Genomic DNA, 23,237 nt, shown 5'->3' with positions numbered 1-23,237 from the left:
AACGAGACTCGTCGGCACGTCACCTCATCCCGGTATGGAGATCGGACCACATGAAGACTTTTCGCCTTCTGACAGCGGTCAGCATCGCGGCTCTCATCGCCGCCCCGTCGGTCGCCACGGCCCAGCAAAAGACGCTCTATGTCGCCGGCTATGGCGGCTCGTTCGAAAAGACCATCCGCGACGAGGTGATCCCGACCTTCGAGAAGGAGAACGGCGTCAAGGTCGAGTACGTCGCCGGCAACTCCACCGACACGCTGGCAAAGCTGCAGGCGCAAAAGGGCAACCAGCAGATCGACGTCGCCATCGTCGACGACGGCCCGATGTACCAGGCGATCCAGCTCGGCTTCTGCGGCAAGCTCGAGGGCTTACCGGCCGATCTCTACGACACCGCCCGCTTCAAGGACGATCACGCGGTCGCAATCGGCATCGTCGCGACCGGCCTGATGTACAACACCAAGGTTTTTGCAGAGAAGGGCTGGGCGCCGCCGACCTCCTGGAACGATTTGAAGGACACGAAATACGCCAAACAGCTCGTGATCCCGCCGATCAACAACACCTATGGCCTCGAAGCGCTGGTGATGCTGTCGAAGATGAACGGCGGCGGCGAGTCCAATGTCGATTCCGGCTTCAAGATCTTCAAGGAGCAGATCAATCCGAACGTGCTCGCCTATGAGCCGTCGCCGGGCAAGATGACCGAGCTGTTTCAGTCCGGTCAGGCCGTGATCGCGGTGTGGGGCACCGGCCGCGTGCAGAGCTTTGCCAACACCGGCTTCCCCGTCGACTTCGTCTATCCGAAGGAAGGCGCCGCGACATTGCTGACGACCGCCTGTCCCATCACCAAGCCGAATGTCTCGCCACTCGCGGCGAGCTTCATCAAGAAGCTGCTCGACCCGAAAACCCAGCTGGTTTTGCTGAAGGACTATGGCTATGGCCCAGTGCTGAAATCGCTGGTGATCCCGCCCGAGCTCGGCAAGATGGCGCCGATCGGCGAGCGTGCCGCAAAGCTGTACAATCCGGACTGGACCGTCATCAACGAGAAGCGCGAGGAATGGACCAAGCGCTGGAATCGCGAGGTCGAGCGCTGATCGGTCATACCGGAGACAGTGCGATGGCCTATCTCGAGCTCGAAGGGGTCGCCAAGCAATTCGGAGCGCAGACTGTCGTCGATGACTTCAGTCTCGCGGTCGGGAAGGGGGAGTTCATCTCCTTCCTCGGCCCCTCCGGCTGCGGCAAGACCACGACGCTGCAGATGATCGCGGGCTTCCTCGACCCCACCCGCGGCGCAATCCGGCTGGAAGGCAAGGACCTGACCGCGATCCATCCGGCCAAACGCGGGCTCGGGATCGTATTCCAGAGCTACGCGCTGTTTCCGCACATGACCGCGGCCGAGAATGTCGCCTTCGGCCTCGAGATACGCAATGTGCCGCGCGGTGAACGGACCGAGCGTGTCCGCGCCGCGCTTGCGATGGTCGGGCTTGCCGGCTACGAGGAGCGTCATCCGCGCCGCATGTCCGGCGGCCAGCAACAGCGCGTGGCGCTGGCGCGCGCGCTGGTGATCAAGCCGAGCGTGCTGCTGCTCGACGAGCCGCTATCCAATCTCGACGCCAAGCTGCGCGAGGAGATGCAGATCGAGCTGCGCCAGATCCAGCGCACCATCGGCACCACCACGATCCTCGTCACCCACGACCAGAACGAGGCGATGTCGCTGTCCGACCGCATCGTGGTGATGAGCCAGGGCCGGATCGAGCAGATCGGCACGCCGCAGGAGACCTATGAGAAGCCGGCCTCGGCCTTCGTCTCGCAGTTTTTGGGCAAGACCAACGACTTTGCCGCGACGATCGATCGAACGAGTGCGCCTGCGCGATTGATCGCGGGCTCGTGGAGCGCGCTCGCGCCTGCCGGGCGCAGCGGTGCCGTCACCATCAGCATTCGCCCCGAGCGGATCGACTTTGGCGACGCAGGCCTCAGCGCAAAGATCGTCACGCGCATCTTCCAGGGTAATCACTGGCTGTTCCAGTGCGAGAGCGAATGTGGCCCGGCGACCGTGATCCGCCAGAATGACGGCCAGTCGCAGCCGGTCGAAGGCGAGGCAGTTCACCTCACCTGGCGGCCGGAGGACATGGGCGTGAGGGGCGCCGCATGAGCGCTTCTGCCGAGGAACGAAACGCGCGCACGCCCTGGGTGCTGACCGCGCCCGCTTTGATGCTGTTCGTCGGCGTGCTCCTGATTCCGCTCGCAATGACCGTGATGCTGTCGTTCCACGACTGGGGCCAGTACAAGGGCATCGAGCCCGTCTTCATCCTCAAGAACTGGCATGAGATCGTAACCGATCCCTATTACGCCGAGATGTTCGGACGGACGTTTCGCATCGCGATCCTGACCACGCTGCTCACCGCCGTGCTCGGTGCGCCCGAAGCCTACATTCTCAACCGCATGAGCGGACGCTGGAAGAGCGTTTTCCTGCTGGTCATCCTGGGGCCGCTGCTGATTTCCGTGGTGGCGCGGACGCTCGGCTGGGCGCTGCTGTTCGGCGGCAACAACGGGCTCGTCAACAAGCTGCTGATGTCGGCCGGGGTGATCCGCGCGCCTATCCCCTTCATGTTCACCGAAACCGGCATGGTGGTCGCGCTCGCGCACGTGATGATGCCGTTCATGGTGCTGTCGGTGTGGGCGGCGCTGCAGCGTCTCGATCCGCAGATCGAGAATGCCGCGCTGTCGCTCGGCGCCGGCCCCTTGACCATCATCCGCCGCATCATCATGCCACAGATCATGCCGGGCGTGCTGTCGGGGGCGATCATCGTGTTCTCGCTCTCGGCCAGTGCGTTTGCGACGCCCGCGATCATCGGCGGTCGCCGGCTCAAGGTCGCGGCGACGCTCGCCTATGACGAATTCCTCAACACGCTGAACTGGCCGCTGGGTGCGGCGGTCGCCACGCTGCTGCTGGCCGCGCTGGTCTTGATCGTCGTCGGCAGCAACGCACTGATCGAGCGCCGTTACGCCGAGGTGTTCCGATGAGCCGGAACGGGCCGCTCGCGCTGATCTTCCACACCATCTTTGTCATCGTCATGGTGGCGCCGATCCTCGTCGTCTGCCTCGTTGCGTTCACGCCTGAAGGCTTCCTGTCGCTGCCGACAAACGGCTTTTCGCTGCGCTGGTTCAGGGCGATCGCCAACTATCCCGAATTCGTCCATGCTTTCTGGGTCAGTCTTGGTCTTGGCGCACTGTCCTCCTTCGTGGCGCTGCTGTTCGCGGTGCCCGCGGCGCTGGCGATCGCGCGCTATCGGTTCCGCGGTCGAGACACATTGGCGGCGTTGTTCCTGTCGCCGCTGATGATCCCGCATGTCGTGCTCGGCATCGCATTCCTGCGCTTCTTCACCTCGGCTGGACTCGGCGGCAGCTTCGCCGCGCTGATCATCGCGCATGTCATCATCGTGTTTCCGTTCGCGCTGCGGCTGACGCTGGCGGCGGCGACCGGTATGGACCTCTCGGTCGAGATGGCGGCGGTCTCGCTCGGCGCCGGCGGCTGGACGCTGTTCCGCCGCGTGACGCTGCCGTTGATCCTGCCCGGCGTCATCAGCGGCTGGGCGCTCGCCTTCATCCAGTCCTTCGACGATCTCACCATGACCGTCTTCCTCGCGGCACCCGGCACCGAAACACTGCCCGTGCGCATGTTTCTGTACATCCAGGACAACATCGATCCACTGGTGACGTCGGTCTCGGCCTGCGTGATCGCGATCACCATGACCGCCCTCATTCTGCTCGACCGCTTCTACGGGCTCGACCGCGTGCTCGCCGGCAAGGGCGATACAGGGCGATAGGAGAATCCATGCGAACAGATTACGACGTCGCCGTCGTCGGCGGCGGATTGCTCGGCTCCGCCATCGCCTGGGGCCTCGGCCGGCTCGGCAGACGCGTCGCCGTGCTCGACGAAGGCGACATCTCCAAGCGTGCCTCGCGTGCCAACTTTGCGCTGGTCTGGGTGCAGAGCAAGGGGCTCGGCATGCCGGCCTATACGGTGTGGACCGTGCAGGCGTCACAGGCATGGGGAAGGCTTGCCTCGGAGTTGAAGCAGCAGACCGGCCTCGACGTCTCGCTTCAACAAAATGGCGGCTTTCACCTCACCCTCGGCGAAGACGAATTCGGCCAGCGTACCGAGCTGGTCAAGCGCATGCACAACCAGACAGGCGCCGCCGACTACAAGATGGAGATGCTGCCGGCGTCCGAGGTGAAGAAGGTGCTGCCGCTGATCGGGCCTGATGTCTCCGGCGGTAGTTTTTGTCCGCTCGATGGTCACGTCAATTCGCTGCGCACGTTCCGAGCGTTCCACACCGGCTTCAAGGCATTCGGCATCGATTATCATCCGGAGCGTCCGGTCTCGGCGATCAGCAAGAGTGGCGACGAATTCCGCCTGACCACGCCGCAGGGCGAGCTCCGTGCCGCCAAGATCGTGCTCGCCGCCGGCAATGCCAACCAGACGCTGGCGCCGATGGTCGGTCTCTACGCCCCGATGGGCCCGACCCGTGGCCAGATCGTGGTGACCGAGCGCACCATGCCGTTCCTGCCGCATCCGCTGACCACGATCCGCCAGACCGACGAGGGCACGGTGATGATCGGCGACAGCAAGGAAGACGAGCTCGACGATCGCGCGATGAAGCATTCGATCAGCGCCGTGATGACCGATCGTGCGCAGCGGATGTTTCCGCATCTCGCGCGGCTCAACGTGGTCAGGAGCTGGGCCGGCATCCGCGTCATGCCGCAGGACGGCTTTCCGATCTACGACCAGTCGGAGACGCATCCCGGCGCCTTCGTCGCCTGCTGCCATTCCGGCGTGACGCTCGCCTCCAACCACGCTTTCGAGATCGCGCGGATGGTCGCGCAGGGCGCGCTCGAGCCGGACCTGGTCGGCGCGTTCTCGGCCAGCCGTTTTGGTGCCGCCGGTGCTGCGAACAACAGCGGCTACTAGAGATATTGAAGGAACCCAGATGTTCAAACGATCCGAGCAGGACAAGCGGCCGCCGGTGCAAATCTTCGTCGATGGCGTCGCCGTCGCGGCGCGGCAGGGCGACACCGTCTCCGCGGCGCTGCTGGCCTCGAGCTGCGATGCACGCCGTTCGACCGCGGTGAGCGGCGCGCCGCGTTTGCCCTATTGCATGATGGGCGTGTGCTTCGATTGCCTCGTCACCATCGACGGCGTCGGCAACCGACAGGGCTGCCTGGTGCCGGTCACTGAGGGCATGCAGATCGAGATTCAGAAGGGCAAGCGGGAGATCGGGAAATGACTGTGGCTCCCAAACGCGAAGAATACGACGTCGTGGTGATCGGGGCCGGGCCCGCCGGCCTTGCCGCTGCTACGACGTCCGCCGAAGCCGGCCTGTCGACGTTGCTGCTTGACGAGAATGTCGGGCCCGGCGGCCAGGTGTTCCGCGCCATCTCCTCGACACCGGTGACCGAGCGCAATCAGCTCGGCGCCGACTACTGGGTGGGCGCCGAACTCGTGCAGGCGCTGCGCGGGAGCGACGCCGAGGTCATCCACCGTGCCACCGTCTGGAGCCTCGACCACAACCTCGATATCGCCGTCTCGATCGGTGGCGCCTCCGCGTTCGTCAAGGCGAGGCGCGTGATCCTCGCGACCGGAGCGCTGGAGCGGCCGTTCCCGATTCCGGGCTGGACGCTGCCGGGCGTGATGACCGCGGGTGCCGCGCAGACGATGTTGAAATCATCGGCCCTGGTGCCGGACGGCCGCGCGGTGATCGCGGGGCAGGGGCCGTTGCTCTGGCTGCTCGCCGCGCAGATTTTGCGTCTCGGTGGCCGCATCGATCGCATTCTCGACACCACCGAGCGCGGCAATTATTCTGCGGCTCTCCCCCACGCCTTCGCGTTTCTGACCTCGCCCTATTTCGCCAAGGGCCTGTCAATGATGCGCGAGGTGAAGGCGAAGGTGCAGGTCGTCTCCGGCGTCACCGAACTTTCGGCATCCGGCGACGGCCAGCTCGCGAGCGTGAGCTATGTCGCCGGCGGCAAGCGCGAGACCATACCTGCGGATCTCTTGCTGCTGCATCAGGGCGTCGTGCCCAACGTCAATCTGGCGATGGCGGCCGGAATCGAGCATCGCTGGGATGATCTGCAATTGTGCTGGTCTCCGGTGCTCGATACCAGCGGAAATTCGTCGGTCGCGGGCATTGCGATTGCTGGCGACGGCGCCGGCATCGGCGGTGCGAACGCAGCCGTGGTGCGCGGCCGCATCGCGGCGCGCGCGGCCGTGGAGGCGTTGGCGCCTGCGGCCGCCGCGAAGCTTCCAGCAATGGCGAGCCTCCGCGCCGATCTTGCCAAGGCCGAGCGTGGCCGCGTTTTCCTCGACACGCTGTTCCGTCCGGCGCCGCAGTTTCGCATTCCCGCGGGCGACACCATCGTCTGTCGCTGCGAGGAGGTCACTGCCAAGGATATTCTCGACGCCGTCGCGATCGGCGCGACCGGGCCGAACCAGCTCAAGGCCTATCGCCGCACCGGCATGGGTCCGTGCCAGGGCCGGCTCTGCGGCCTCACGGTCACCGAGCTGATGGCGCAGGCGCGGGGCAAGAGCCCGCAGGAGATCGGCTATTACCGGCTGCGAGCGCCGGTCAAGCCGATCACGCTCGCCGAGCTTGCCGCCGTGCCGAAGAGCGAAGACGACATCAAGGCGGTGGTGCGCGGATGACGAAAAACGTGGATGCGATCGTCGTCGGCGGCGGCATCCACGGATGCTCGACTGCGCTGCATCTGTGTCTGGCCGGCCTGAAGCCGGTGCTGATCGAGAAGGACTATGCCGGCCGGCACGCCTCCGGCGTCAACGCCGGCGGCGTGCGCCAGCTTGCGCGGCACATCCCCGAAATCCCGCTTTCGATCCGCTCGATGGGAATCTGGGAGAAGATCACCGATCTCCTCGACGACGATTGCAGCTTTGAGAGCTATGGCCAGGTCCTCGTCGCAGAGAACGAGGAGGAACTCGCGATCTGCCGTGCACGTGTGGCCGAGCTCAACGCGCTCGGCTTTACCCACGAGGAGCTGATCGATGCGGCCGAGCTGCGGCGCCTCGTGCCTGCGGTCGCCGAGACCTGTCCCGGCGGCGTGGTCTCGCGCCGCGACGGCGCCGCCAATCCAGCGCAGGCGACGACCGCGTTCCGGCGCAAGGCCGGGCAGCTCGGTGCGACCGTGCGCGAGGGCGTTGCCGCCACGAACATCCGGCACATCGATGGCCTCTGGCATGTCGATGTCGGCGCCGAGACCTTTGCCGCGCCGGTGCTCGTCAATGCCGCCGGCGCCTGGGCCGGGACCATCGCAGCCGCGCTTGGTGAGCCCGTTCCGGTCGAAACCGTGGCGCCGATGCTGATGATCACCTCGCGCGTGCCGCACTTCATCGATCCCGTCGTGATCCTGCGGGGGCGCAAACTGTCCTTCAAGCAATTCAAGAACGGCACGGTGCTGATCGGCGGCGGCCATCTGGCGACGCCCTATCAGGATCGAAACGAGACGGTGCTGGACTGGAAGAGTCTCGCGACCAGCGCCCGCACCGTGTTCGAGCTGTTCCCGGTGATGCGCGACGCGACGATCATGCGGGCCTGGGCCGGTATCGAGGCGAAGATGAAGGACGACATCCCGGTGTTCGGACCGAGCAGCCGCCACAAGGGCCTCTATCACCAGTTCGGATTTTCGCTGCACGGTTTCCAACTCGGCCCCGGGGCGGGCGCCGTCATGGCGGAGCTGATCGTCAACGGCGGCACTCAAACCCGCATCGGCGATCTCGGCATCGACCGTTTCCACCCTTCCACGCTCTAGCATCAAGAGGACATCATGAGCATTACCCGCAGCATCCGCACCCCCATCATGCACCGCGCCGTCGAAGCCAACGGCTTCGTCTTCATTGGCGGCACCATCGCCGACGACACCTCGGTCTCGATGGGCGAGCAGACCCGCAACATCCTCGGCAAGATCGCCGGATATCTGAAGGAAGCGGGCACCGACAAGTCGCGCGTCGTGAGCACCTCGATCTTCGTCACGGATCTTTCCAAGAAGAAGGAGATGGACGCGGTCTGGACCGAGTTCTTCGGCGACAATCTGCCGACCCGCGCGACCGTCGGCGTCGCCGATCTCGGCGGCAGCGCGCTGATCGAGGTCGTGGTCACCGCGCTCAAGGGCTAACGGCGTCTGCCGATGTGGACTGAAGCCCGGCGTCCAGCCGCAGGAACGACGATGCCAATCCAGGCCGTCGACGGCGCGCCGGTCCCGGCGCGTCGTCCCTTGCAGTGATTTTCAAAAACCCGACGCCCTGCCCCCAGCGCGTCGGGTGGAAAACATGAGTATCAATCCGTGATCCCAACGCGATAGTTGTGACTCGCGGCGCGCCAATTGACCACTCCGGGAAACTACCGCGTTGGAACCGGGCTCCGCCAACCTGCGCGCGGCCTAGGAGGCGGCGCTGCCGCCCGGTTCAAGCGCCTCACCCATCTCCAGCGGATGGGCCATGGTCTCGTGCAGCGCATCGCGGTCGAGCTCGCCCTCGGAGATACTGATGACGACGCAGGCGACGCCATTGCCGATCAGATTTGTCAGCGCGCGGCACTCGCTCATGAACTTGTCGATGCCGACCAGGATCGCGATCGACTGGATGGGGATGTCAGGCACAATCGAGAGCGTCGCCGCGAGCGTGATGAAGCCCGCCCCGGTCACGCCCGAGGCGCCCTTCGAGGTGATCATGGCGATGCCGAGAATACCGAGCTCCTGCCAGATGGTCAGATGCGTATTGGTCGCCTGCGCCAGGAACAGCGTCGCCAGCGTCATGTAGATGTTGGTGCCGTCGAGGTTGAAGCTGTAACCGGTCGGAATGACGAGCCCGACCACCGAACGCGAGGCGCCGAGATGCTCCATCTTCTGGATCATCTGCGGCAGCACCGTCTCTGATGACGAGGTGCCGAGCACGATTAGCAGCTCGTCCTTGATGTAGGCGATGAAACGGAGGATCGAGAAGCCGGCGAGCCGCGCGATTGCGCCGAGCACGACCACAACGAACAGGATGCTGGTGAGATAGAACGTGCCGATCAGGGCCGCGAGGTTGAGCAGCGAGCCGAGGCCGTAGGCACCGACGGTGAAGGCCATCGCGCCGAACGCCCCGATCGGGGCGACGCGCACGATGATGCGGATGATGCCGAAGAACATCTTTGCGGCCTTGTCGATCGCTTCCGCAATGGGCTCGCCTGCCTTGCCGAGAAAGGCGATGGCGAAGCCCGACAGGATCGAGATCAACAGCACCTGCAACAGATCGCCGCGTGCGATGGCGCCTAGATAGCTGTCGGGGATGATCGCCATCAGATGGGCGACGATGCCTTCTTCCTTGGCCTTGGTGACGTAGGTCGCCACCGACTTCGGGTCGATCGTGGCGGGATCGATGTTGAAGCCGTGTCCGGGCTGGAGCACCTCGCCGACCAGCAGGCCGACCGCGAGCGCGACGGTCGAGACCGTCTCGAAATAGATCAGTGACTTCAGCCCGACCCGGCCGACGCGCTTGAGGTCGCCCATCGAGGAGATGCCGTGCACCACGGTGCAGAAGATCACCGGCGCGATCATCATCTTGATCAGCGCGATGAAACCGTCCCCGAGCGGCTTCAGGGCCTTGCCGAGATCGGGATAGAAATAGCCGACTAGCACCCCGAGTGCGATCGCGATCAGCACCTGGATGTAGAGGATCTTGTACCAGGGCTGGTGCCGCCGGTGGATGGCTGGCTGAATCGCGATCTGTGTCATAGAATAGGCCCCGGAACGTATTGATCTTATTTGATTTGCATCATGTGATGGCCGCTGCAGAAGCGACAATCACATTTTTGTCTGTTCGCACGAAGATCGGTCGCTGCACCGCAACTGGGGGGAACATGCCGATTGCAACGGGCTCCGACGAGCGAGCGCGAGGCTATTTCCCGCATTGGACTCTGAAGTCCTCCGGCGTGATCATGCCCGAGGAACGGCTGCCGCTTGGCCAGACCGTCGTCTCCGGTCTCCAGCATTGCGTCGCAATGTCGGGCTCCACGATCATCGCGCCGCTGCTGATGGGGTTCGATCCAAATGTTGCGGTGCTGTTTTCAGGCGTCGGCACGCTGATCTTCTTCGTCATCGTCGCGGGGCGCGTGCCGAGCTATCTCGGCTCAAGCTTCGCGTTCATTGCCGTCGTGATCGCGGCCACCGGCTACGCCGGGCACGGGCCGAACCCGAACCTGTCGGTTGCGCTTGGCGGCATCGTCGGGGCCGGCGTGCTCTACGGCGTGATCGCGCTGATCGTGATGTGGTCGGGGGTTGGCTGGGTCGAGAGGCTGTTGCCGCCGGCCGTCACCGGCGCCGTGGTCGCCGCGATCGGCCTCAACCTCGCGCCGGTGGCGGTCAAGGCAGTGAGCGCCAATGCATTCGACACAGGAATCGGGCTCGCGACCGTTCTGATCATCGCCGTGGTTGCCGTTGGCGCACCGGGCCTGTGGCGCCGCCTGCCGATCATTCTCGGCGCGATCGGCGGATATCTTGTGTACTTGCTGTTCGCGAACGGCCTCGGCTTCGGCAAGCCGATCGACTTCACCCAGCTTGCGGCCGCGCCGTGGATCGGCCTGCCGAGTTTTACCACGCCGACCTTCCAGACCGATGCGATCGTCCTGATCGCGCCGGTCGCGATCATTCTCGTCGCCGAGAACCTCGGTCACATCAAGGCCGTCGGCGCCATGACAGGCCGGAGCCTCGATGACTATCTCGGCCGCGCCTTGCTCGCCGACAGCCTCGCAACCATCGTGGCTGCTTTCGGCGGCGGCACCGGCGTTACCACCTATGCCGAAAACATCGGCGTCATGGCGGCCACGAAGGTCTATTCGACCTTGCTGTTTGCGTTCGCGGCCATGGTATCCATCCTGCTCGGCTTCTCGCCGAAATTCGGCGCGCTGATTCTGTCGATCCCTGGTCCCGTCATCGGTGGGCTCTCGATCGTGCTGTTCGGATTGATTGCCGCGATGGCCGGCCGGATCTGGGTCGAGAACAAGGTCGACTTCTCAAGTCCGGCAAACCTGATCACCATCGCGGTCGCGCTCACCGCAGGCGCCGGCGATCTCACGCTCAAATTCGGCGCCTTCACGATCGGCGGGATCGGCACCGCAACCTTTGGCGCTATCATCCTGTATCAGATACTGACCTCGCCATTCGCGCGCCGCGCCGAATGAATCGCAGCGATGCGCTGAGGGATGGAACAAAAAGCCGGTTCCGTCGCTGATCAGGCATCCCGGAGAGAACCCATGCCACAAACCGCTCGCTCGACCTCGTTTCACTCGCGTCTTGTCGGCCAGCACGCGCTGGTGACCGGCGCCTCACAAGGCATCGGCCGTGCCGTCGCCATCCGGCTCGCTCAGGAGGGCGCGACCGTCGCCATCAACTATTTCGGTCACCCTGAAGGGGCCGAGGAGACGCTCGCGCTGGCACGGACGGCATCGGGTGATCGCGGCCACGGCAGGCTCGATCACATTATCGTCAAGGCCGATGTCGGTCATGAGCAAGAGGTCGCCGCGATGTTCGAGACCATTCTGGCGCGCTGGAAGCGCCTCGACTGCCTCGTCAACAATGCCGGCTTCCAGCGGGAATCGCCGAGCGAAGCGCTCGACATCGAAACTTACCGCCGCATCATCGACGTCAATCTCAACGGCGCCGTGTTCTGCGCCCAGAAGGCGCTCGCCCATTTCGTCGCGCGCGGCGCAGACGGCAGCATCATCAACTGCTCCAGCGTGCACCAGATCATCCCGAAACCCGGCTACCTCGCTTATTCCATCAGCAAGGGCGGCATGGCCAATCTGACGCGCACGCTGGCGCTGGAATTCGCCGGCCGCGGCATTCGCGTCAATGCGGTAGGGCCCGGTGCGATCGATACGCCGATCAACGCGGCCTGGACCGGCGATCCGGAAAAGCGCGGCGTGGTCTCCAGCCACATTCCGCTGGGTCGCGTCGGCACGCCGGAAGAGATCGCTGCGGTGTTCGCCTTCCTCGCCTCGGATGATGCCAGTTATATCACGGGGCAGACCATCTACGCCTGCGGAGGCCTGACGCTGTTTCCCGAATTCCGCGAGAACTGGGCAAGCTAGCGGGCTTCCTCGCCATCTGGCGAAACCGGCCTGCGCAGACTACATCTGCGCCATGACAAACCATCCGCTCCGGGATTTCGTCGGCCAGCACGAAAATCTGTTCGTGCTGACCGGTGCTGGCTGCAGCACCAATTCGGGCATTCCCGATTATCGCGACAGTCACGGCAACTGGAAGCGAACCCAGCCGGTGAACTTCCAGGCGTTCATGTCTGAAGAGCATACGCGCCGGCGCTATTGGGCGCGCAGCCTGATCGGCTGGCGGCGGTTCGGCCAAGCGAGGCCGAACGATGCGCATCACGCGCTCGCCCGGCTCGAGACGAGCGGGCGTTGCGGAATGCTGCTGACCCAGAACGTCGACCGGCTGCATCAATCCGCCGGCCACCGCCAGGTGATCGACTTGCACGGAAGGCTCGATCTGGTCCGCTGCATGGGCTGCGGCCGAAAGACGCCGCGGAGCGAATTCCAGGAGACGCTCGGCCACGCCAATGCGGAATGGTTGACGCTCGATGCCGCCGACGCACCCGATGGCGATGCCGACCTGGAGCATGCGGATTTTTCGTCGTTCCAGGTGCCTCCTTGCGAAGCCTGCGGCGGCATCCTCAAGCCCGATGTCGTGTTCTTCGGCGAGAACGTCCCGCGCGACGTGGTCGCTACCGCGCAGGATCATCTGGCGCAGTCCGACGCCATGCTCATCGTCGGCTCGTCACTGATGGTCTATTCCGGCTTCCGCTTCGTGCAGGCTGCTGCGCAACGGCAAATCCCGATCGCTGCGGTCAATCTCGGACGCACCCGGGCCGATGATCTCCTCACCCTGAAGGTCGAGGAGCGCTGCGAAGCGGCGCTTGCATTCCTGCTCTGATCGCGCGGGCTGCGAACACGCCTTGCCTATTGCATAGGTGCCAAGCAGAATAGCTGGACACAGCATGTTCCTTGTCATCCATGGCATGGAAATTGCTGCGCTTTTGTCCTCAGTCTTGACGATCAGCACGGAGAATTTGGAATGCTTGAGGGAGCCGAGGTGCGGCTTGCCGTTGATATCGGTGGCACGTTCACGGACATCGTGCTGGACGTGGGGCAGGATCGCAAGACGCGCAAATTGCTGACGACGCCGCAGCGGCCCGAACAGGCGGTGCTCGATGGCATGCGGCTCATTCTCGCTGATGCGCGTGCCCATATCAGCGACATCGACGTCTTCATTCACGGCACGACACTCGCGACCAACGCCATCATCGAGCGTCGCGGCGCCAAGACGGCGCTGATCGCGACCGAGGGCTTTCGCGACGTGCTCGATATCGGCACCGAGAGCCGCTACGACCAGTATGACCTCACCATCGACAAGCCGAAGCCGCTGGCGCCGCGATCCCTGCGCTTCACCGTGCCGGAGCGTATCGACGCCCACGGTGGCGTCCGCCTCCCGCTGGACGAAGCTGCGGTGCGTGCGCTCGCGCCAAGATTGCGTGCGTTGAACGTGAAGAGCGTCGCGGTCGCCTTCCTGCACTCCTACGCCAATCCCGAGCACGAGCGCCGCACGGCCGCGATCATCAGCGAGGAGATGCCCGGCATTTCCGTGACCGTATCGTCCGCGGTGTGCCCGGAGATCCGCGAATATGAGCGGACATCGACTGCGGTGGCCAACGCGTATGTGCAACCGCTGATCGACGGTTATCTTGCCCGCATGTCCGATGCCTTGCAGGTCGAGCAGTACCGCGGCGCGATCTATCTCGTCACCTCCGGCGGCGGTGTCACCTCGATCGAGACGGCGCGGCGCTTTCCGGTGCGCCTCGTCGAATCCGGTCCTGCCGGCGGCGCCATTTTCGCGGCGCAGATCGCGGCGCGTCTCGGCGAGAGCAAGGTGCTGTCCTTCGACATGGGCGGGACCACGGCAAAGATCTGCCTGATCGAAAAATACCAGCCCGAGACCTCGCGCGTGTTCGAGGTCGATCGCGCTGCACGCTTCCTGAAAGGTTCGGGTCTGCCGGTGCGGATTCCCGTGATCGAGATGGTCGAGATCGGCGCCGGCGGCGGCTCGATCGCCCATGTCGATGCGATGAAGCGCGTCACGGTCGGCCCGGAGAGTGCCTCCTCGGAGCCCGGGCCCGCCTGTTACGGCCGCGGCGGCCTGCGCCCGGCCGTGACGGATGCCGACGTTGCGCTCGGCATGATCGATCCCGACGACTTCGCGGGTGGAACGATCAAGCTCGACCCTGAACTCTCGAAGCAGGCCCTGCTGCGCGCCGTGGGCGAGCCGCTCGGTCTGTCGGCGGAGACTGCGGCCTATGCCGTGCACGAGGTCGTCTGCGAGAACATGGCGAGCGCGGCGCGCGTGCACGCGGTCGAGCGCGGGGAGATTGTCGGTCAGCATACGCTGATCGCCTTCGGCGGCGCGGCACCGCTGCATGCAGCGCGCGTCGCCGAGAAGATCGGTGTCTCTCGCGTGATCGTCCCTTCCAATGCCGGCGTCGGTTCGGCCGTTGGCTTCCTTGCGGCTCCGATCGCCTATGAGCTGGTGCGCAGCCGTCATGTCCGGCTCGACGATTTCGACACCGATGGTGTTTCCGACCTGCTCCAGGAGATGGTGACCGAGGCGCGTGCGCTGGTCGAAACCGGGGCAGCAGGTGCGCCGGTGCGCGAGCGCCGCGCCGCCTTCATGCGCTATGTCGGCCAGGGCCATGAGATCTCGATCGAGTTGCCGAACCGGCGGTTGGCGCCGACCGATCTGGCCGGCCTGCGCCAGAAGTTCGAAGCGGATTATGCGGCGATGTTCGAGCGATCGATCCCGGGTGCGGCGATCGAGGTGTTGAGCTGGTCCGTGCTTGCGACGACCGAGGCGCGCAATCCGGCTACGGTCGCGGCCGTCACGCGCAGGCCCGCCGGGAAGGCGACCGGCAGCCGCAAGTTCTTCGATGGCCGGGCGGGGGAGGTGATCGAGATCCCGCTCTACCGCCGCGAGGATATGGCGCCAGGCGCGACGATTGCAGGTCCCGCCGTGATTGCGGAGGACGAAACGTCCACCTTCGTCTCCAACAGTTTTGACGCGCATATCGACGGTGCCGGCAGCATCGTCATGGAACGGAAGGCGGCCTGATCATGAGCAAGGCAAGCGGCGCGAGCCTGATCGACCTTCAGATCATGTGGCACCGGCTGATCGCCGTGGTCGAGGAGCAGGCGCAGGTGCTGCTCCGCACCGCCTTCAGCCCGATCGTGCGCGAATGCGGCGACCTCTCGGCCGGCGTGTTCGACCTCAAGGGACGGATGCTGGCGCAGGCGGTGACCGGCACGCCCGGCCACGTCAACTCGATGGCGGAATCCGTCAAGCACTTCATCGCCCACTTTCCGATCGAGACGATGAAGGAGGGCGACGCCTATATCACCAACGATCCCTGGATGGGCACCGGCCATCTCAACGATTTCGTCGTTACCACGCCCTGCTTCAAGGACGGCAAGCCGGTCGCGCTGTTTTCCTGCACCAGCCATCTCATGGACATCGGCGGCATCGGCTTCGGACCCGACGCCACCGACGTGTTCATGGAGGGGCTCTACATCCCTATGCTGAAGCTGATCGACCAGGGCGTCGTCAACGAGACGCTGATGGCGATGATCCGCACCAACACGCGGCTGCCGATCGACACCGAGGGCGACACCTACTCGCTCGCCGGCTGCAACGACGTCGGCTGCGAGCGCCTGGTCGAGATGATGACCGAGTTCGGCATCGACACGCTCGATGCGCTCGGCGACTACATTTGCGACCGCTCGCGCGAGGCCGTGCTGGCCGAGATCGCCAAACTGCCGAAGGGCACCTGGCGCAACACCATGGTGGTCGACGGCTATGACGCGCCGGTCTCGCTTGAGGCGACGCTGACGATCTCGGACGAAGGCATCCACGTCGATTTCGACGGCACCTCGGCCGCGTCCAGGTTCGGCATCAACGTGCCTCTGTCCTACACCATCGCCTACACCGTGTTCGGTCTCGGGTGCGTCGTCGCTTCGCAGATCCCGAACAATGCCGGCTCGCTCTCGCCGCTGACGGTGTCGGCTCCCCCAGGCGCGATCCTCAATGCGCCGAAGCCGGCGCCGGTCGCCTCGCGTCACATCATTGGCCAGATGCTGCCCGACGTCGTGTTCGGCTGCCTGCGCCAGATCATTCCGGAGCGCGTGCCCGCGGAAGGCACCTCGTGCCTGTGGAATCTCAACGTTCGCGGACAGACCCGCTCGGGCGCCGGCGGCAATTACGGATTCTCGATGGCGGTGACCTCCAATGGCGGCACCGGCGCGCGTTTTGCGAAGGACGGGCTGTCGGCGACTGCCTATCCCAGCGGCGTGCGCGGCACGCCGGTCGAGATCGCCGAGACGCAGACGCCGCTGATCTTCTGGCGCAAGGAGCTGCGTCCGGATTCCGGAGGAGCAGGGCGCACCCGCGGTGGCCTAGGCCAGATCATCGAGGTCGGCAGCGGCGTCGATGCGCCGTTCGACATCCTGGCGGCGTTCGACCGCATCGATCATCCGCCGCGCGGCCGCGATGGCGGCAAGAACGGCGAGGCCGGCTATGTCGGCCTGAAGTCCGGCAAGAAGCTGCGTGGAAAGGGCTTTCAACAAGTGCCGCCGGACGACCGGCTGGTGGTGCTGACACCAGGCGGTGCCGGCATCGGCGATCCCCGGGAGCGCGCGCCGACAGCCGTCAACGACGACATCGAAAGCGGCCTCGTGTCTGCCGACAACGCGGTTGCAGTTTATGGGCATACGCGATGACGCCTGAGGCGTCATGCGCGTAGCAAACGGAGGGGCTCAATGATCACGCGACGGAATTTTACAGCGGGCGCAGCGACGCTGCTCGCAGCCGGCCACATCTCGACCCGCGCGCGGGCGGCGACGGTGAGCTGGGACATGTCGACGGTATGGCCCGACGGCAATTTCCACACCCAGAACGCGTTTGCCTTCGCGGAAGAGGTGAAGAAGCAGAGCGGCGGCTCGGTCGCGATCACCGTGAAGGCCGGTGGCCAGCTCGGCTTCAAGGGCCCCGAGCATCTGCGCGCCGTGCGCGACGGCCTGGTGCCGCTTGCCGACGTCCTCAACATCCAGCAGGTCGGCGACGAGCCCTTCATGGGCGTCGAAAGCATTCCCTTTCTCTGCGGCTCGATGGACGAATTGAAGGTGCTGCACAAATATGTGCGGCCCGAATACGAGAAGGTCGCCGCGCGCAACAACCAGAAGATCCTCTACATCGTGCCATGGCCGACGCAATATCTGCATCTCAAGGTCAAGGTCGCCGATGTCGACGGGTTGAAGAACATCAAGATCCGCGTGCCCGACAAGAACGCCGTCGATATGCTTGCCGTGGTCGGCATGGCGCCGGTGATGATTCCCTGGGGCGAGACCATCCCGGCGCTGGCCTCCGGCGCGGTCTCGGGCGTCTCCACTTCGGCCGTGTCGGGCGTCGACGGAAAATTCTGGGAATTCCTGAAATACATTTACCCGACCAACCACGTCTGGTCGTCGCAGATGCTCACCGTCAACCTCGATTCCTGGAAGGCACTGAGCGCCGATCAGCAGCAGCTCGTCGCCGGCATCGCCGCGAAGATGGAGCCGGGCTTCTGGGCGAACTCGCTCAAGGCGGACGTCGACAGCCTCAATCGCCTCAAGGAAGGCGGCATGGAGGTGGTACCGGTCTCGGAGGCCATGATCACCGACATTCGCGCCAAGACGGCGCCGCAGCTTGACGCTTTCGTCAAGCGCGTGCCGACGGCCGACAAGCCGGTGCGGGCCTATCTCGCCGAAATGAAGCGCTGAGGCCGGGCCGTGGTCAGCGTTTCGCCGGCAGCTCCGCAGAGTCTCAACGCAGCGGCGCCGGCGCCGCTGCGCATCCTGCTCGACGGCATTGACCGTCTTGGCCGGCTGGACGGCTGGATCGGTGGCGGCTGCCTTTTGATGCTGACGCTGCTGATGCTGTGCGAGGTCGCAACGCGCTTCCTCTCGAACTTCCTGCCGTTCTTTCCGCCCACGATCTCGATCGCCTGGGAATATTCCTCCTATCTGATGGCGGCGTCCTTCACCTTCGGCGCTGCCATGACCCTGCGCGTCGGCGGCCATATCCGTGTCGTGCTGCTCCTGAAGAACGTCCCGGCTCCGTTTCAGCGCGCGCTCGAAATCCTGTCGGCCGCCGCCGGCTTCGCCTTCATGGCCTTCCTGACATCGTCGATGGCGAAGTTCGCCTTCGGCGCCTATGTGCGCGGCCAGGTTTCGACCTCGAGCGACACCCCGCTATGGTTTCCGCAGGCCGTCGTCACATTCGGCATGCTGCTGCTGACGCTCCAGTTCCTGGCGCGCGCGATCCAGGCCGTGTTCGGCCTGCCGCTGGAGGATCACCGCATGAAGGCCTCGCCCGTCGAATGATCGCCCACGCGCCAGCCAGCGGACACCGGGCCCCATGACCATCGAAGTCGTTGCTCTCTTCGCGATGCTGTTTGCGCTTCTGGCGTGCGGCGTATGGATTGGCCTGACGCTTGCGCTCACTGCGACGCTGCTGCTGGCGATGTTCCGTTCGATCCCGCTCGACAAGCTGCTGCCGCAATACGCCTGGAACATCTTGACGACGCAGGAACTGCTGGCGTTGCCGCTGTTCATCCTGATGGGCGAGTTGCTGTTTCGCACCCGTCTGTCACGTTCGCTGTTCCAGGGGCTCGCGCCCTGGGCGGGGCTTCTGCCGGGTCGTCTTTTGCATGTGAACGTGATCGGCTGCACCATCTTCGCGGCGATCTCCGGCTCGTCGGCGGCGACGACGCAGGTGATCGGCCGCATGTCGCTCAACGAACTCACACGCCGCGGCTATTCCCGCGACATCGCGATCGGCTCGCTCGCCGGCGCCGGCACGCTCGGCTTCCTGATCCCGCCGTCCAACATCATGATCATCTATGGCGTGCTGGGCGACGTCTCGATCCTGAAACTGTTCACGGCCGGCGTGCTGCCCGGCCTGCTGCTGGCCGCCACCTTCATGGGGTGGGTGATGCTGCACACGACCCTCAACCCCGGCATGGTGCCGGAGACGGAAGCCAAACTCTCGCAGGTGCCTTGGCGCGAACGTTTTGCGGCGTTGAAGGACCTCGCGCCGGCGCTGTTCCTGATCGCCTGCGTGCTCGGCTCGATGTATGGCGGACTGGCGACGCCGTCGGAGGCCGCAGCTGTCGGCGTGTTCGGCGCGGCGCTGGTCGCCTGGGCGCAGGGCTCGATGTCGCAGCAGGTGATGCGTGACGTGCTGATCGGCTCGGTCGTGACCTGCTCGATGATCGCGCTGATCGTGCTCGGCGCCTCGATTCTCGGCAACGCTGCGGCCTTCCTCGGCATCCCGCAAACAGTCGCCGCCTTCGTCAAGGGGCTCGGGCTGTCGCCCTTCATGCTGATCGTGGTGCTGATTTTATTCTATCTGATCCTCGGCTGCTTCCTCGATGGCTTCTCGATGATCGTGATGACGCTGCCGATCGTGCTGCCGATCGTGAATGGCGCGGGTTTCGACGAGATCTGGTTCGGCATCTTCCTGGTGCTGGCGGTCGAGATGGCTCAGATCACGCCGCCGGTCGGCTTCAACCTGTTCGTGATCCAGGGCCTGACCGACGACGGCCTCGGCTACATCGCGCGTGTCACGATGCCCTATCTCCTCATCATGGTCGGCTTCGTGCTGCTGCTGACGCTCTGGCCCGGCATCGTCACGATCCTCCCGAGGGTGCTGTACGGATAAATCCGTCGTCGGAGCCCTGGCGTTACCGCCCCGCACGCAGCAGTCTGAGATCTGCGAGGCGAAACGAACCGGTCAGCGCACCTGACGTTTCCAATCTGCGCCGCGCGTCAAATTCGCTCCGTGCACGTATTGTATCTTTGCGCTCCTCGTCATCCGGCGTACGCTGCCGGAGCGAGGATAAGCGCAACTGCAACCAGTCCAGAGAACGTAGCACCTTTTGGCGATGTCCGCCGAGAGAGGTCGAGCCGTTCGTGGCTCGTATCGGATGGAGAAGAACCGACAGATAGCGGACTGCAGCATCCCTCGCGGCGGCATCTGTGAGACGCACGTTAAGCAAACATAAAAGCGGGAGGAACGGATGAAGAAGCGTTGGTGTAAGTCTGGTCTACCTCTTGTTGCCGGCGCGACGCTGATGGTGTCGTCAGCCTTTGCCCAGTCCGTGGATACTGCGCGGATCGAGAACGGCGGTCAGAACGATTGGCTGACCTATCACGGTTCATACAAATCCTATCACTACAGCCCGCTGGCGCAGATCAATGCAAACAACGTCGGCAATCTGAACGTTGCCTGGACCCATATTCCAGGACGCTCGACCCGCGGCCTGCAGTCGATGCCGCTCGCGGCGGATGGCGTGCTCTATTACTCGGGTTCTTACAGCCGGGTCTTTGCGCTCAACGGCGCGACAGGCGAGGTGATCTGGTCCCATTTTCCGGAGCTCGACGAGGCGCTGATCTCCCGTCAGACCCATTCCCCCTATAATCGCGGCGTAGCGCTCGGCGAGGGCAAGGTTTTCGTCGGCACCATGGATGGCAGGGTTCTTGGCCTGGATATGAAGTCGGGGAAGGTCCTCTGGGAAACCAGGCTGATCGACTCGCAGAAGCTCACGGTCGGTTTCACCGGTGCGCCGCTTTACGCGAAGGGCACGGTGGTCATCGGAGCGCAAGGCGGTGAATGGCCGGGCCGCGGCCCGATCTTCGGCCTGGATGCCACCACCGGGAAGAAGAAGTGGGAGTTCTTGACCGTCGCCGGCACCGACGAGGCCATGAAGACGTGGGGAAACGATTCCTGGCGCACGGGCGGGGGCGGTGGCTGGATGCCGGGCACTTACGATTCCGAGACCAATACAATCCTGTGGGGCACCGCAAACCCGGCGCCGCTCTACGATTGGTCGGGCGCCGATTACAAGACGCAAGGCGCGCGTCCGGGCGACAATCTCTACACGAGTTCGGTGATCGGTCTCGACGTCGATACCGGCAGGCTGAAATTCCATCATCAGGAGTTGCCGCACGACGCCTGGGATTTCGACAGCGCGGTCGGCGAGTTTGTGATGCTCGAACGCGACGGTCAGAAGTTCGTGGTTCACCCGAACAAGGGCGGTTTCGTCTTCGTCTATGACCGCAATCTCGCCGTGAAGAATGTCTGGCGGCTCGTTGAGAACATCAATTTCGTCAAGGATATCGATCCCAAGACGGGTGCCTTGATCGGCCGTCGCGACTTCACGGCCGGGAAGGTTACCGAACCGCCGCTGTGCCCCTTCATTGGCGGCGGCGTCAGCTGGAATGCCGGCTCCTACAACCCGAAGACCGGCCTGTACTACAAGATCGGCCAGGAATGGTGCATGACGCTCGACGTCCAGAAGACGACGCCGGTCACAGCGCCCCAGGTCCAGCTTAACATTGGCGCCGATTTCAAGATGGTACCCCCTCCGGGCGGAGAGATTTATGGACATCTCGACGCGCGCGACCCCATCACCGGCGCCAAGAAGTGGGAGGTTCGCTATCCCGAGCCGCCGCTCGGAAGCGTGCTGTCGACTGCGGGCAATCTCGTATTCGTGCCCGACTCCCGCGGCATCCTTCATGCTTACGATGCCGAAACCGGGGCCGAGCTGTGGAGTCACAACAACGGCACCGGCCACCAGGGCGGCATCGTCAGCTATTCCGTCAACGGCAAGCAGTACATTGCCGTGGCCGCTGGCTTTGGCGGCATGCTGGCGGACGAATACGCGCCAAACTTCGGCGGCGTCTACAAGAGCATGCCGCGTGATGACGGGGCGCTCGTCGTCTTCAGCTTGAAATAAATCATCGCAGATTGCCGGGGAGCAGGCGCAAGCTTGCTTCCCGTGCATTGGAATTTTCGGGTGTGCTTCAGGACTCGTGCTTCGGGGCGTGGCGCTTCAGGATATGGAGCTGGATACCTTGAACTTGCATGTGAAGAAGATCACCGCGCTGCTATTGGCGGTGCTGGGCGCCTCGTCGCTGTATGCCGCACCGGTTCAGGCGCAGTCTGCCACTCCTGCACCCGACAACGTGACGTTCGACGTCGAACAGCTATTCGCGGGGACTTGCGGCTTTTGTCACTCTGCTGGCGGTCGGGCCGCCGGCAAGGGACCGCAATTGATGGATTCCCCACGCGACGACGACTTTCTGCACAGCCGCATCAAGAACGGCAAGTCCGGTGCGATGCCGGCATTCGGCGGGGCCTTCACCGACGCGCAGATCGACCAGATCGTCAAATATATCCGCGCCCTGAAGCCGCGCGAGGGCTGAATCGACCAGGCCGATGTCGATACGAGGACGCGGAATGAAGACAGTTCTCCCGCTTGTGGTCGGCGCCGTGATCGCACTGCTGAATCCTGCGCAGGGGCGAACCCTGGACGCGATCCGCGCGTCCGGCGTGCTCGGATTGTGCGCCCATCCGAACTCGCTTCCGTTCGCAAGCAAGGCCGCCGATCCTCCCGGCTTTCAGATCGAATTGGGCGAGGCGCTGGCACACGAGCTCGGCGTCTCCCTGCGACTCGATTGGATCATCACCCAGTACCAGATGCGGAGCGCCGGTTGCGACATCGTTCTGGATGTCATCGCCGACCGCGAAGCGCAGGGTGAAACCCGCTTGAGAATCTCAAAACCGTATTATCGCACGGGCGTCGCACTCGCCGTCCCCTCATCCAGCGCGCTCGCCTCGTTCCAGAGCCTCAACGAGCATACCAAGGTCGGGGTGCAGGTCGGCTCCGTCGCTGCCATGATCATCAGTCAACGGCACGTCCCGACGTCGACTTTTGGCTTCGAGAGCGACAGCCTCGATGCCCTGTCAAACCATGAGATCGATGCCGCTGCGGTCACACCCGCCGCGGCGAGTTATTTCAACCTGACGCATCCGGACAAGGCATTCCGCATCCTGGATCGCGACGAGTCCATAGCCGATCTCAACTGGAACGTCGCGGTCGGCATGGTCCGTCCGGATGATGCATTGCGCGACACCATCGATGGAACGGTTGAACGGCTGCGAAACGATGGCACGATCGATCGGATATACCGACGCTACGGGGTCGTACTCCACACGCCGAAATAGCCAATTGTTCCGGTGAGCGGTCTGTCGCGCTGTTT

21 protein-coding genes are annotated in these 23,237 nt (G+C 64.3%); 20 read left to right on the top strand and 1 reads right to left on the bottom strand.

Features of this window, described 5'->3' with window-relative positions; all coding sequences use genetic code 11:
- Positions 1-50: 50 nt before the first annotated feature.
- From ABIB66_RS31815 to ABIB66_RS31775, 9 genes are read left to right on the top strand one after another with little or no spacing between them, the layout of a single operon-like run.
- On the top strand, positions 51-1,085 hold the full coding sequence (locus ABIB66_RS31815) for an ABC transporter substrate-binding protein (protein ID WP_354204644.1): 1,035 nt from the start codon (positions 51-53) through the stop codon (positions 1,083-1,085).
- Between the two features lie 23 nt (positions 1,086-1,108).
- Positions 1,109-2,143 (top strand): ABC transporter ATP-binding protein, encoded by a 1,035-nt coding sequence (locus tag ABIB66_RS31810; protein ID WP_354204646.1) that lies wholly within the window; start codon positions 1,109-1,111, stop codon positions 2,141-2,143.
- A complete protein-coding gene (locus tag ABIB66_RS31805; RefSeq protein WP_354256934.1) occupies positions 2,140-3,015 on the top strand; it encodes an ABC transporter permease in 876 nt (291 codons plus the stop codon). The genes ABIB66_RS31810 and ABIB66_RS31805 overlap by 4 nt, the downstream gene beginning before the upstream one ends.
- Positions 3,012-3,818, top strand: coding sequence for an ABC transporter permease (locus tag ABIB66_RS31800; RefSeq protein ID WP_354065880.1), 807 nt, complete (start codon positions 3,012-3,014; stop codon positions 3,816-3,818). The genes ABIB66_RS31805 and ABIB66_RS31800 overlap by 4 nt, the downstream gene beginning before the upstream one ends.
- Positions 3,819-3,826: 8 nt before the next feature.
- Complete coding sequence (locus ABIB66_RS31795; protein WP_354204651.1) at positions 3,827-4,963, top strand: NAD(P)/FAD-dependent oxidoreductase; 1,137 nt, start codon at positions 3,827-3,829, stop codon at positions 4,961-4,963.
- Between the two features lie 19 nt (positions 4,964-4,982).
- Positions 4,983-5,279 carry a (2Fe-2S)-binding protein gene (locus ABIB66_RS31790; protein ID WP_007614350.1) on the top strand — a complete coding sequence of 99 codons (297 nt, stop codon included), beginning with the start codon at positions 4,983-4,985 and terminating at the stop codon, positions 5,277-5,279.
- Positions 5,276-6,694, top strand: coding sequence for an FAD/NAD(P)-dependent oxidoreductase (locus ABIB66_RS31785; protein ID WP_354256930.1), 1,419 nt, complete (start codon positions 5,276-5,278; stop codon positions 6,692-6,694). Before ABIB66_RS31790 ends, ABIB66_RS31785 begins: the two co-directional genes overlap by 4 nt.
- Complete coding sequence (locus ABIB66_RS31780) at positions 6,691-7,812, top strand: NAD(P)/FAD-dependent oxidoreductase (protein WP_354204655.1); 1,122 nt, start codon at positions 6,691-6,693, stop codon at positions 7,810-7,812. The genes ABIB66_RS31785 and ABIB66_RS31780 overlap by 4 nt, the downstream gene beginning before the upstream one ends.
- Positions 7,813-7,827: 15 nt before the next feature.
- A complete protein-coding gene (locus ABIB66_RS31775) occupies positions 7,828-8,175 on the top strand; it encodes a RidA family protein (RefSeq protein WP_007596366.1) in 348 nt (115 codons plus the stop codon).
- Between the two features lie 264 nt (positions 8,176-8,439).
- Here the strand turns inward: ABIB66_RS31775 and ABIB66_RS31770 are convergent, their stop codons facing one another.
- On the bottom strand, positions 8,440-9,774 hold the full coding sequence (locus ABIB66_RS31770) for a dicarboxylate/amino acid:cation symporter (protein WP_354204657.1): 1,335 nt from the start codon (positions 9,772-9,774) through the stop codon (positions 8,440-8,442).
- A gap of 125 nt (positions 9,775-9,899) precedes the next feature.
- On the opposite strand from ABIB66_RS31770, the gene ABIB66_RS31765 reads away from it, so the two are divergent.
- The 11 genes from ABIB66_RS31765 to ABIB66_RS31715 all read left to right on the top strand — a co-directional run bounded on the left by ABIB66_RS31765 (position 9,900) and on the right by ABIB66_RS31715 (position 23,202).
- On the top strand, positions 9,900-11,219 hold the full coding sequence (locus ABIB66_RS31765) for a solute carrier family 23 protein (protein WP_354256926.1): 1,320 nt from the start codon (positions 9,900-9,902) through the stop codon (positions 11,217-11,219).
- 72 nt (positions 11,220-11,291) lie between these two features.
- Positions 11,292-12,128: an SDR family oxidoreductase gene (locus tag ABIB66_RS31760; protein WP_354204661.1), complete on the top strand. Its 837-nt coding sequence runs from the start codon at positions 11,292-11,294 to the stop codon at positions 12,126-12,128.
- Positions 12,129-12,180: 52 nt separating this feature from the next.
- Positions 12,181-12,987: an NAD-dependent protein deacetylase gene (locus ABIB66_RS31755; RefSeq protein WP_354204663.1), complete on the top strand. Its 807-nt coding sequence runs from the start codon at positions 12,181-12,183 to the stop codon at positions 12,985-12,987.
- 141 nt (positions 12,988-13,128) lie between these two features.
- Positions 13,129-15,213 (top strand): hydantoinase/oxoprolinase family protein, encoded by a 2,085-nt coding sequence (locus ABIB66_RS31750; protein ID WP_354256923.1) that lies wholly within the window; start codon positions 13,129-13,131, stop codon positions 15,211-15,213.
- Between the two features lie 2 nt (positions 15,214-15,215).
- The gene (locus ABIB66_RS31745) at positions 15,216-16,874 is read left to right on the top strand and encodes a hydantoinase B/oxoprolinase family protein (protein ID WP_354204667.1); all 1,659 of its coding nucleotides are present in this window, start codon (positions 15,216-15,218) and stop codon (positions 16,872-16,874) included.
- A gap of 39 nt (positions 16,875-16,913) precedes the next feature.
- Positions 16,914-17,912 (top strand): TRAP transporter substrate-binding protein, encoded by a 999-nt coding sequence (locus ABIB66_RS31740; RefSeq protein WP_354204669.1) that lies wholly within the window; start codon positions 16,914-16,916, stop codon positions 17,910-17,912.
- 9 nt (positions 17,913-17,921) lie between these two features.
- Positions 17,922-18,515, top strand: coding sequence for a TRAP transporter small permease subunit (locus tag ABIB66_RS31735; protein ID WP_354204671.1), 594 nt, complete (start codon positions 17,922-17,924; stop codon positions 18,513-18,515).
- 34 nt (positions 18,516-18,549) lie between these two features.
- Entirely contained in the window at positions 18,550-19,854 is a 1,305-nt protein-coding gene (locus tag ABIB66_RS31730; RefSeq protein WP_354256920.1) for a TRAP transporter large permease, read from the top strand.
- A 358-nt stretch (positions 19,855-20,212) separates the two neighbouring features.
- The gene (locus ABIB66_RS31725) at positions 20,213-21,931 is read left to right on the top strand and encodes a pyrroloquinoline quinone-dependent dehydrogenase (RefSeq protein WP_275169622.1); all 1,719 of its coding nucleotides are present in this window, start codon (positions 20,213-20,215) and stop codon (positions 21,929-21,931) included.
- 88 nt (positions 21,932-22,019) lie between these two features.
- Positions 22,020-22,400, top strand: coding sequence for a c-type cytochrome (locus tag ABIB66_RS31720; RefSeq protein WP_354256917.1), 381 nt, complete (start codon positions 22,020-22,022; stop codon positions 22,398-22,400).
- A gap of 34 nt (positions 22,401-22,434) precedes the next feature.
- Positions 22,435-23,202: a substrate-binding periplasmic protein gene (locus tag ABIB66_RS31715; protein ID WP_354256914.1), complete on the top strand. Its 768-nt coding sequence runs from the start codon at positions 22,435-22,437 to the stop codon at positions 23,200-23,202.
- Positions 23,203-23,237: the final 35 nt, after the last annotated feature.

Origin of the sequence: Bradyrhizobium sp. F1.13.3 (assembly GCF_040548265.1) — a bacterium.
Classification (GTDB): Bacteria; Pseudomonadota; Alphaproteobacteria; order Rhizobiales; family Xanthobacteraceae; genus Bradyrhizobium.
The sequence above is the reverse complement of the archived record's forward strand: the minus strand, read 5'-3'. Positions and strand labels throughout refer to the sequence as shown.

Coding starts and splice junctions, on each gene's coding strand:
- ABIB66_RS31815 (WP_354204644.1), top strand. CDS start 51: ATGAAGACTTTTCGCCTTCTGACAGCGGTCAGCATCGCGGCTCTCATC.
- ABIB66_RS31810 (WP_354204646.1), top strand. CDS start 1,109: ATGGCCTATCTCGAGCTCGAAGGGGTCGCCAAGCAATTCGGAGCGCAG.
- ABIB66_RS31805 (WP_354256934.1), top strand. CDS start 2,140: ATGAGCGCTTCTGCCGAGGAACGAAACGCGCGCACGCCCTGGGTGCTG.
- ABIB66_RS31800 (WP_354065880.1), top strand. CDS start 3,012: ATGAGCCGGAACGGGCCGCTCGCGCTGATCTTCCACACCATCTTTGTC.
- ABIB66_RS31795 (WP_354204651.1), top strand. CDS start 3,827: ATGCGAACAGATTACGACGTCGCCGTCGTCGGCGGCGGATTGCTCGGC.
- ABIB66_RS31790 (WP_007614350.1), top strand. CDS start 4,983: ATGTTCAAACGATCCGAGCAGGACAAGCGGCCGCCGGTGCAAATCTTC.
- ABIB66_RS31785 (WP_354256930.1), top strand. CDS start 5,276: ATGACTGTGGCTCCCAAACGCGAAGAATACGACGTCGTGGTGATCGGG.
- ABIB66_RS31780 (WP_354204655.1), top strand. CDS start 6,691: ATGACGAAAAACGTGGATGCGATCGTCGTCGGCGGCGGCATCCACGGA.
- ABIB66_RS31775 (WP_007596366.1), top strand. CDS start 7,828: ATGAGCATTACCCGCAGCATCCGCACCCCCATCATGCACCGCGCCGTC.
- ABIB66_RS31770 (WP_354204657.1), bottom strand. CDS start 9,774: ATGACACAGATCGCGATTCAGCCAGCCATCCACCGGCGGCACCAGCCC.
- ABIB66_RS31765 (WP_354256926.1), top strand. CDS start 9,900: ATGCCGATTGCAACGGGCTCCGACGAGCGAGCGCGAGGCTATTTCCCG.
- ABIB66_RS31760 (WP_354204661.1), top strand. CDS start 11,292: ATGCCACAAACCGCTCGCTCGACCTCGTTTCACTCGCGTCTTGTCGGC.
- ABIB66_RS31755 (WP_354204663.1), top strand. CDS start 12,181: ATGACAAACCATCCGCTCCGGGATTTCGTCGGCCAGCACGAAAATCTG.
- ABIB66_RS31750 (WP_354256923.1), top strand. CDS start 13,129: ATGCTTGAGGGAGCCGAGGTGCGGCTTGCCGTTGATATCGGTGGCACG.
- ABIB66_RS31745 (WP_354204667.1), top strand. CDS start 15,216: ATGAGCAAGGCAAGCGGCGCGAGCCTGATCGACCTTCAGATCATGTGG.
- ABIB66_RS31740 (WP_354204669.1), top strand. CDS start 16,914: ATGATCACGCGACGGAATTTTACAGCGGGCGCAGCGACGCTGCTCGCA.
- ABIB66_RS31730 (WP_354256920.1), top strand. CDS start 18,550: ATGACCATCGAAGTCGTTGCTCTCTTCGCGATGCTGTTTGCGCTTCTG.
- ABIB66_RS31725 (WP_275169622.1), top strand. CDS start 20,213: ATGAAGAAGCGTTGGTGTAAGTCTGGTCTACCTCTTGTTGCCGGCGCG.
- ABIB66_RS31715 (WP_354256914.1), top strand. CDS start 22,435: ATGAAGACAGTTCTCCCGCTTGTGGTCGGCGCCGTGATCGCACTGCTG.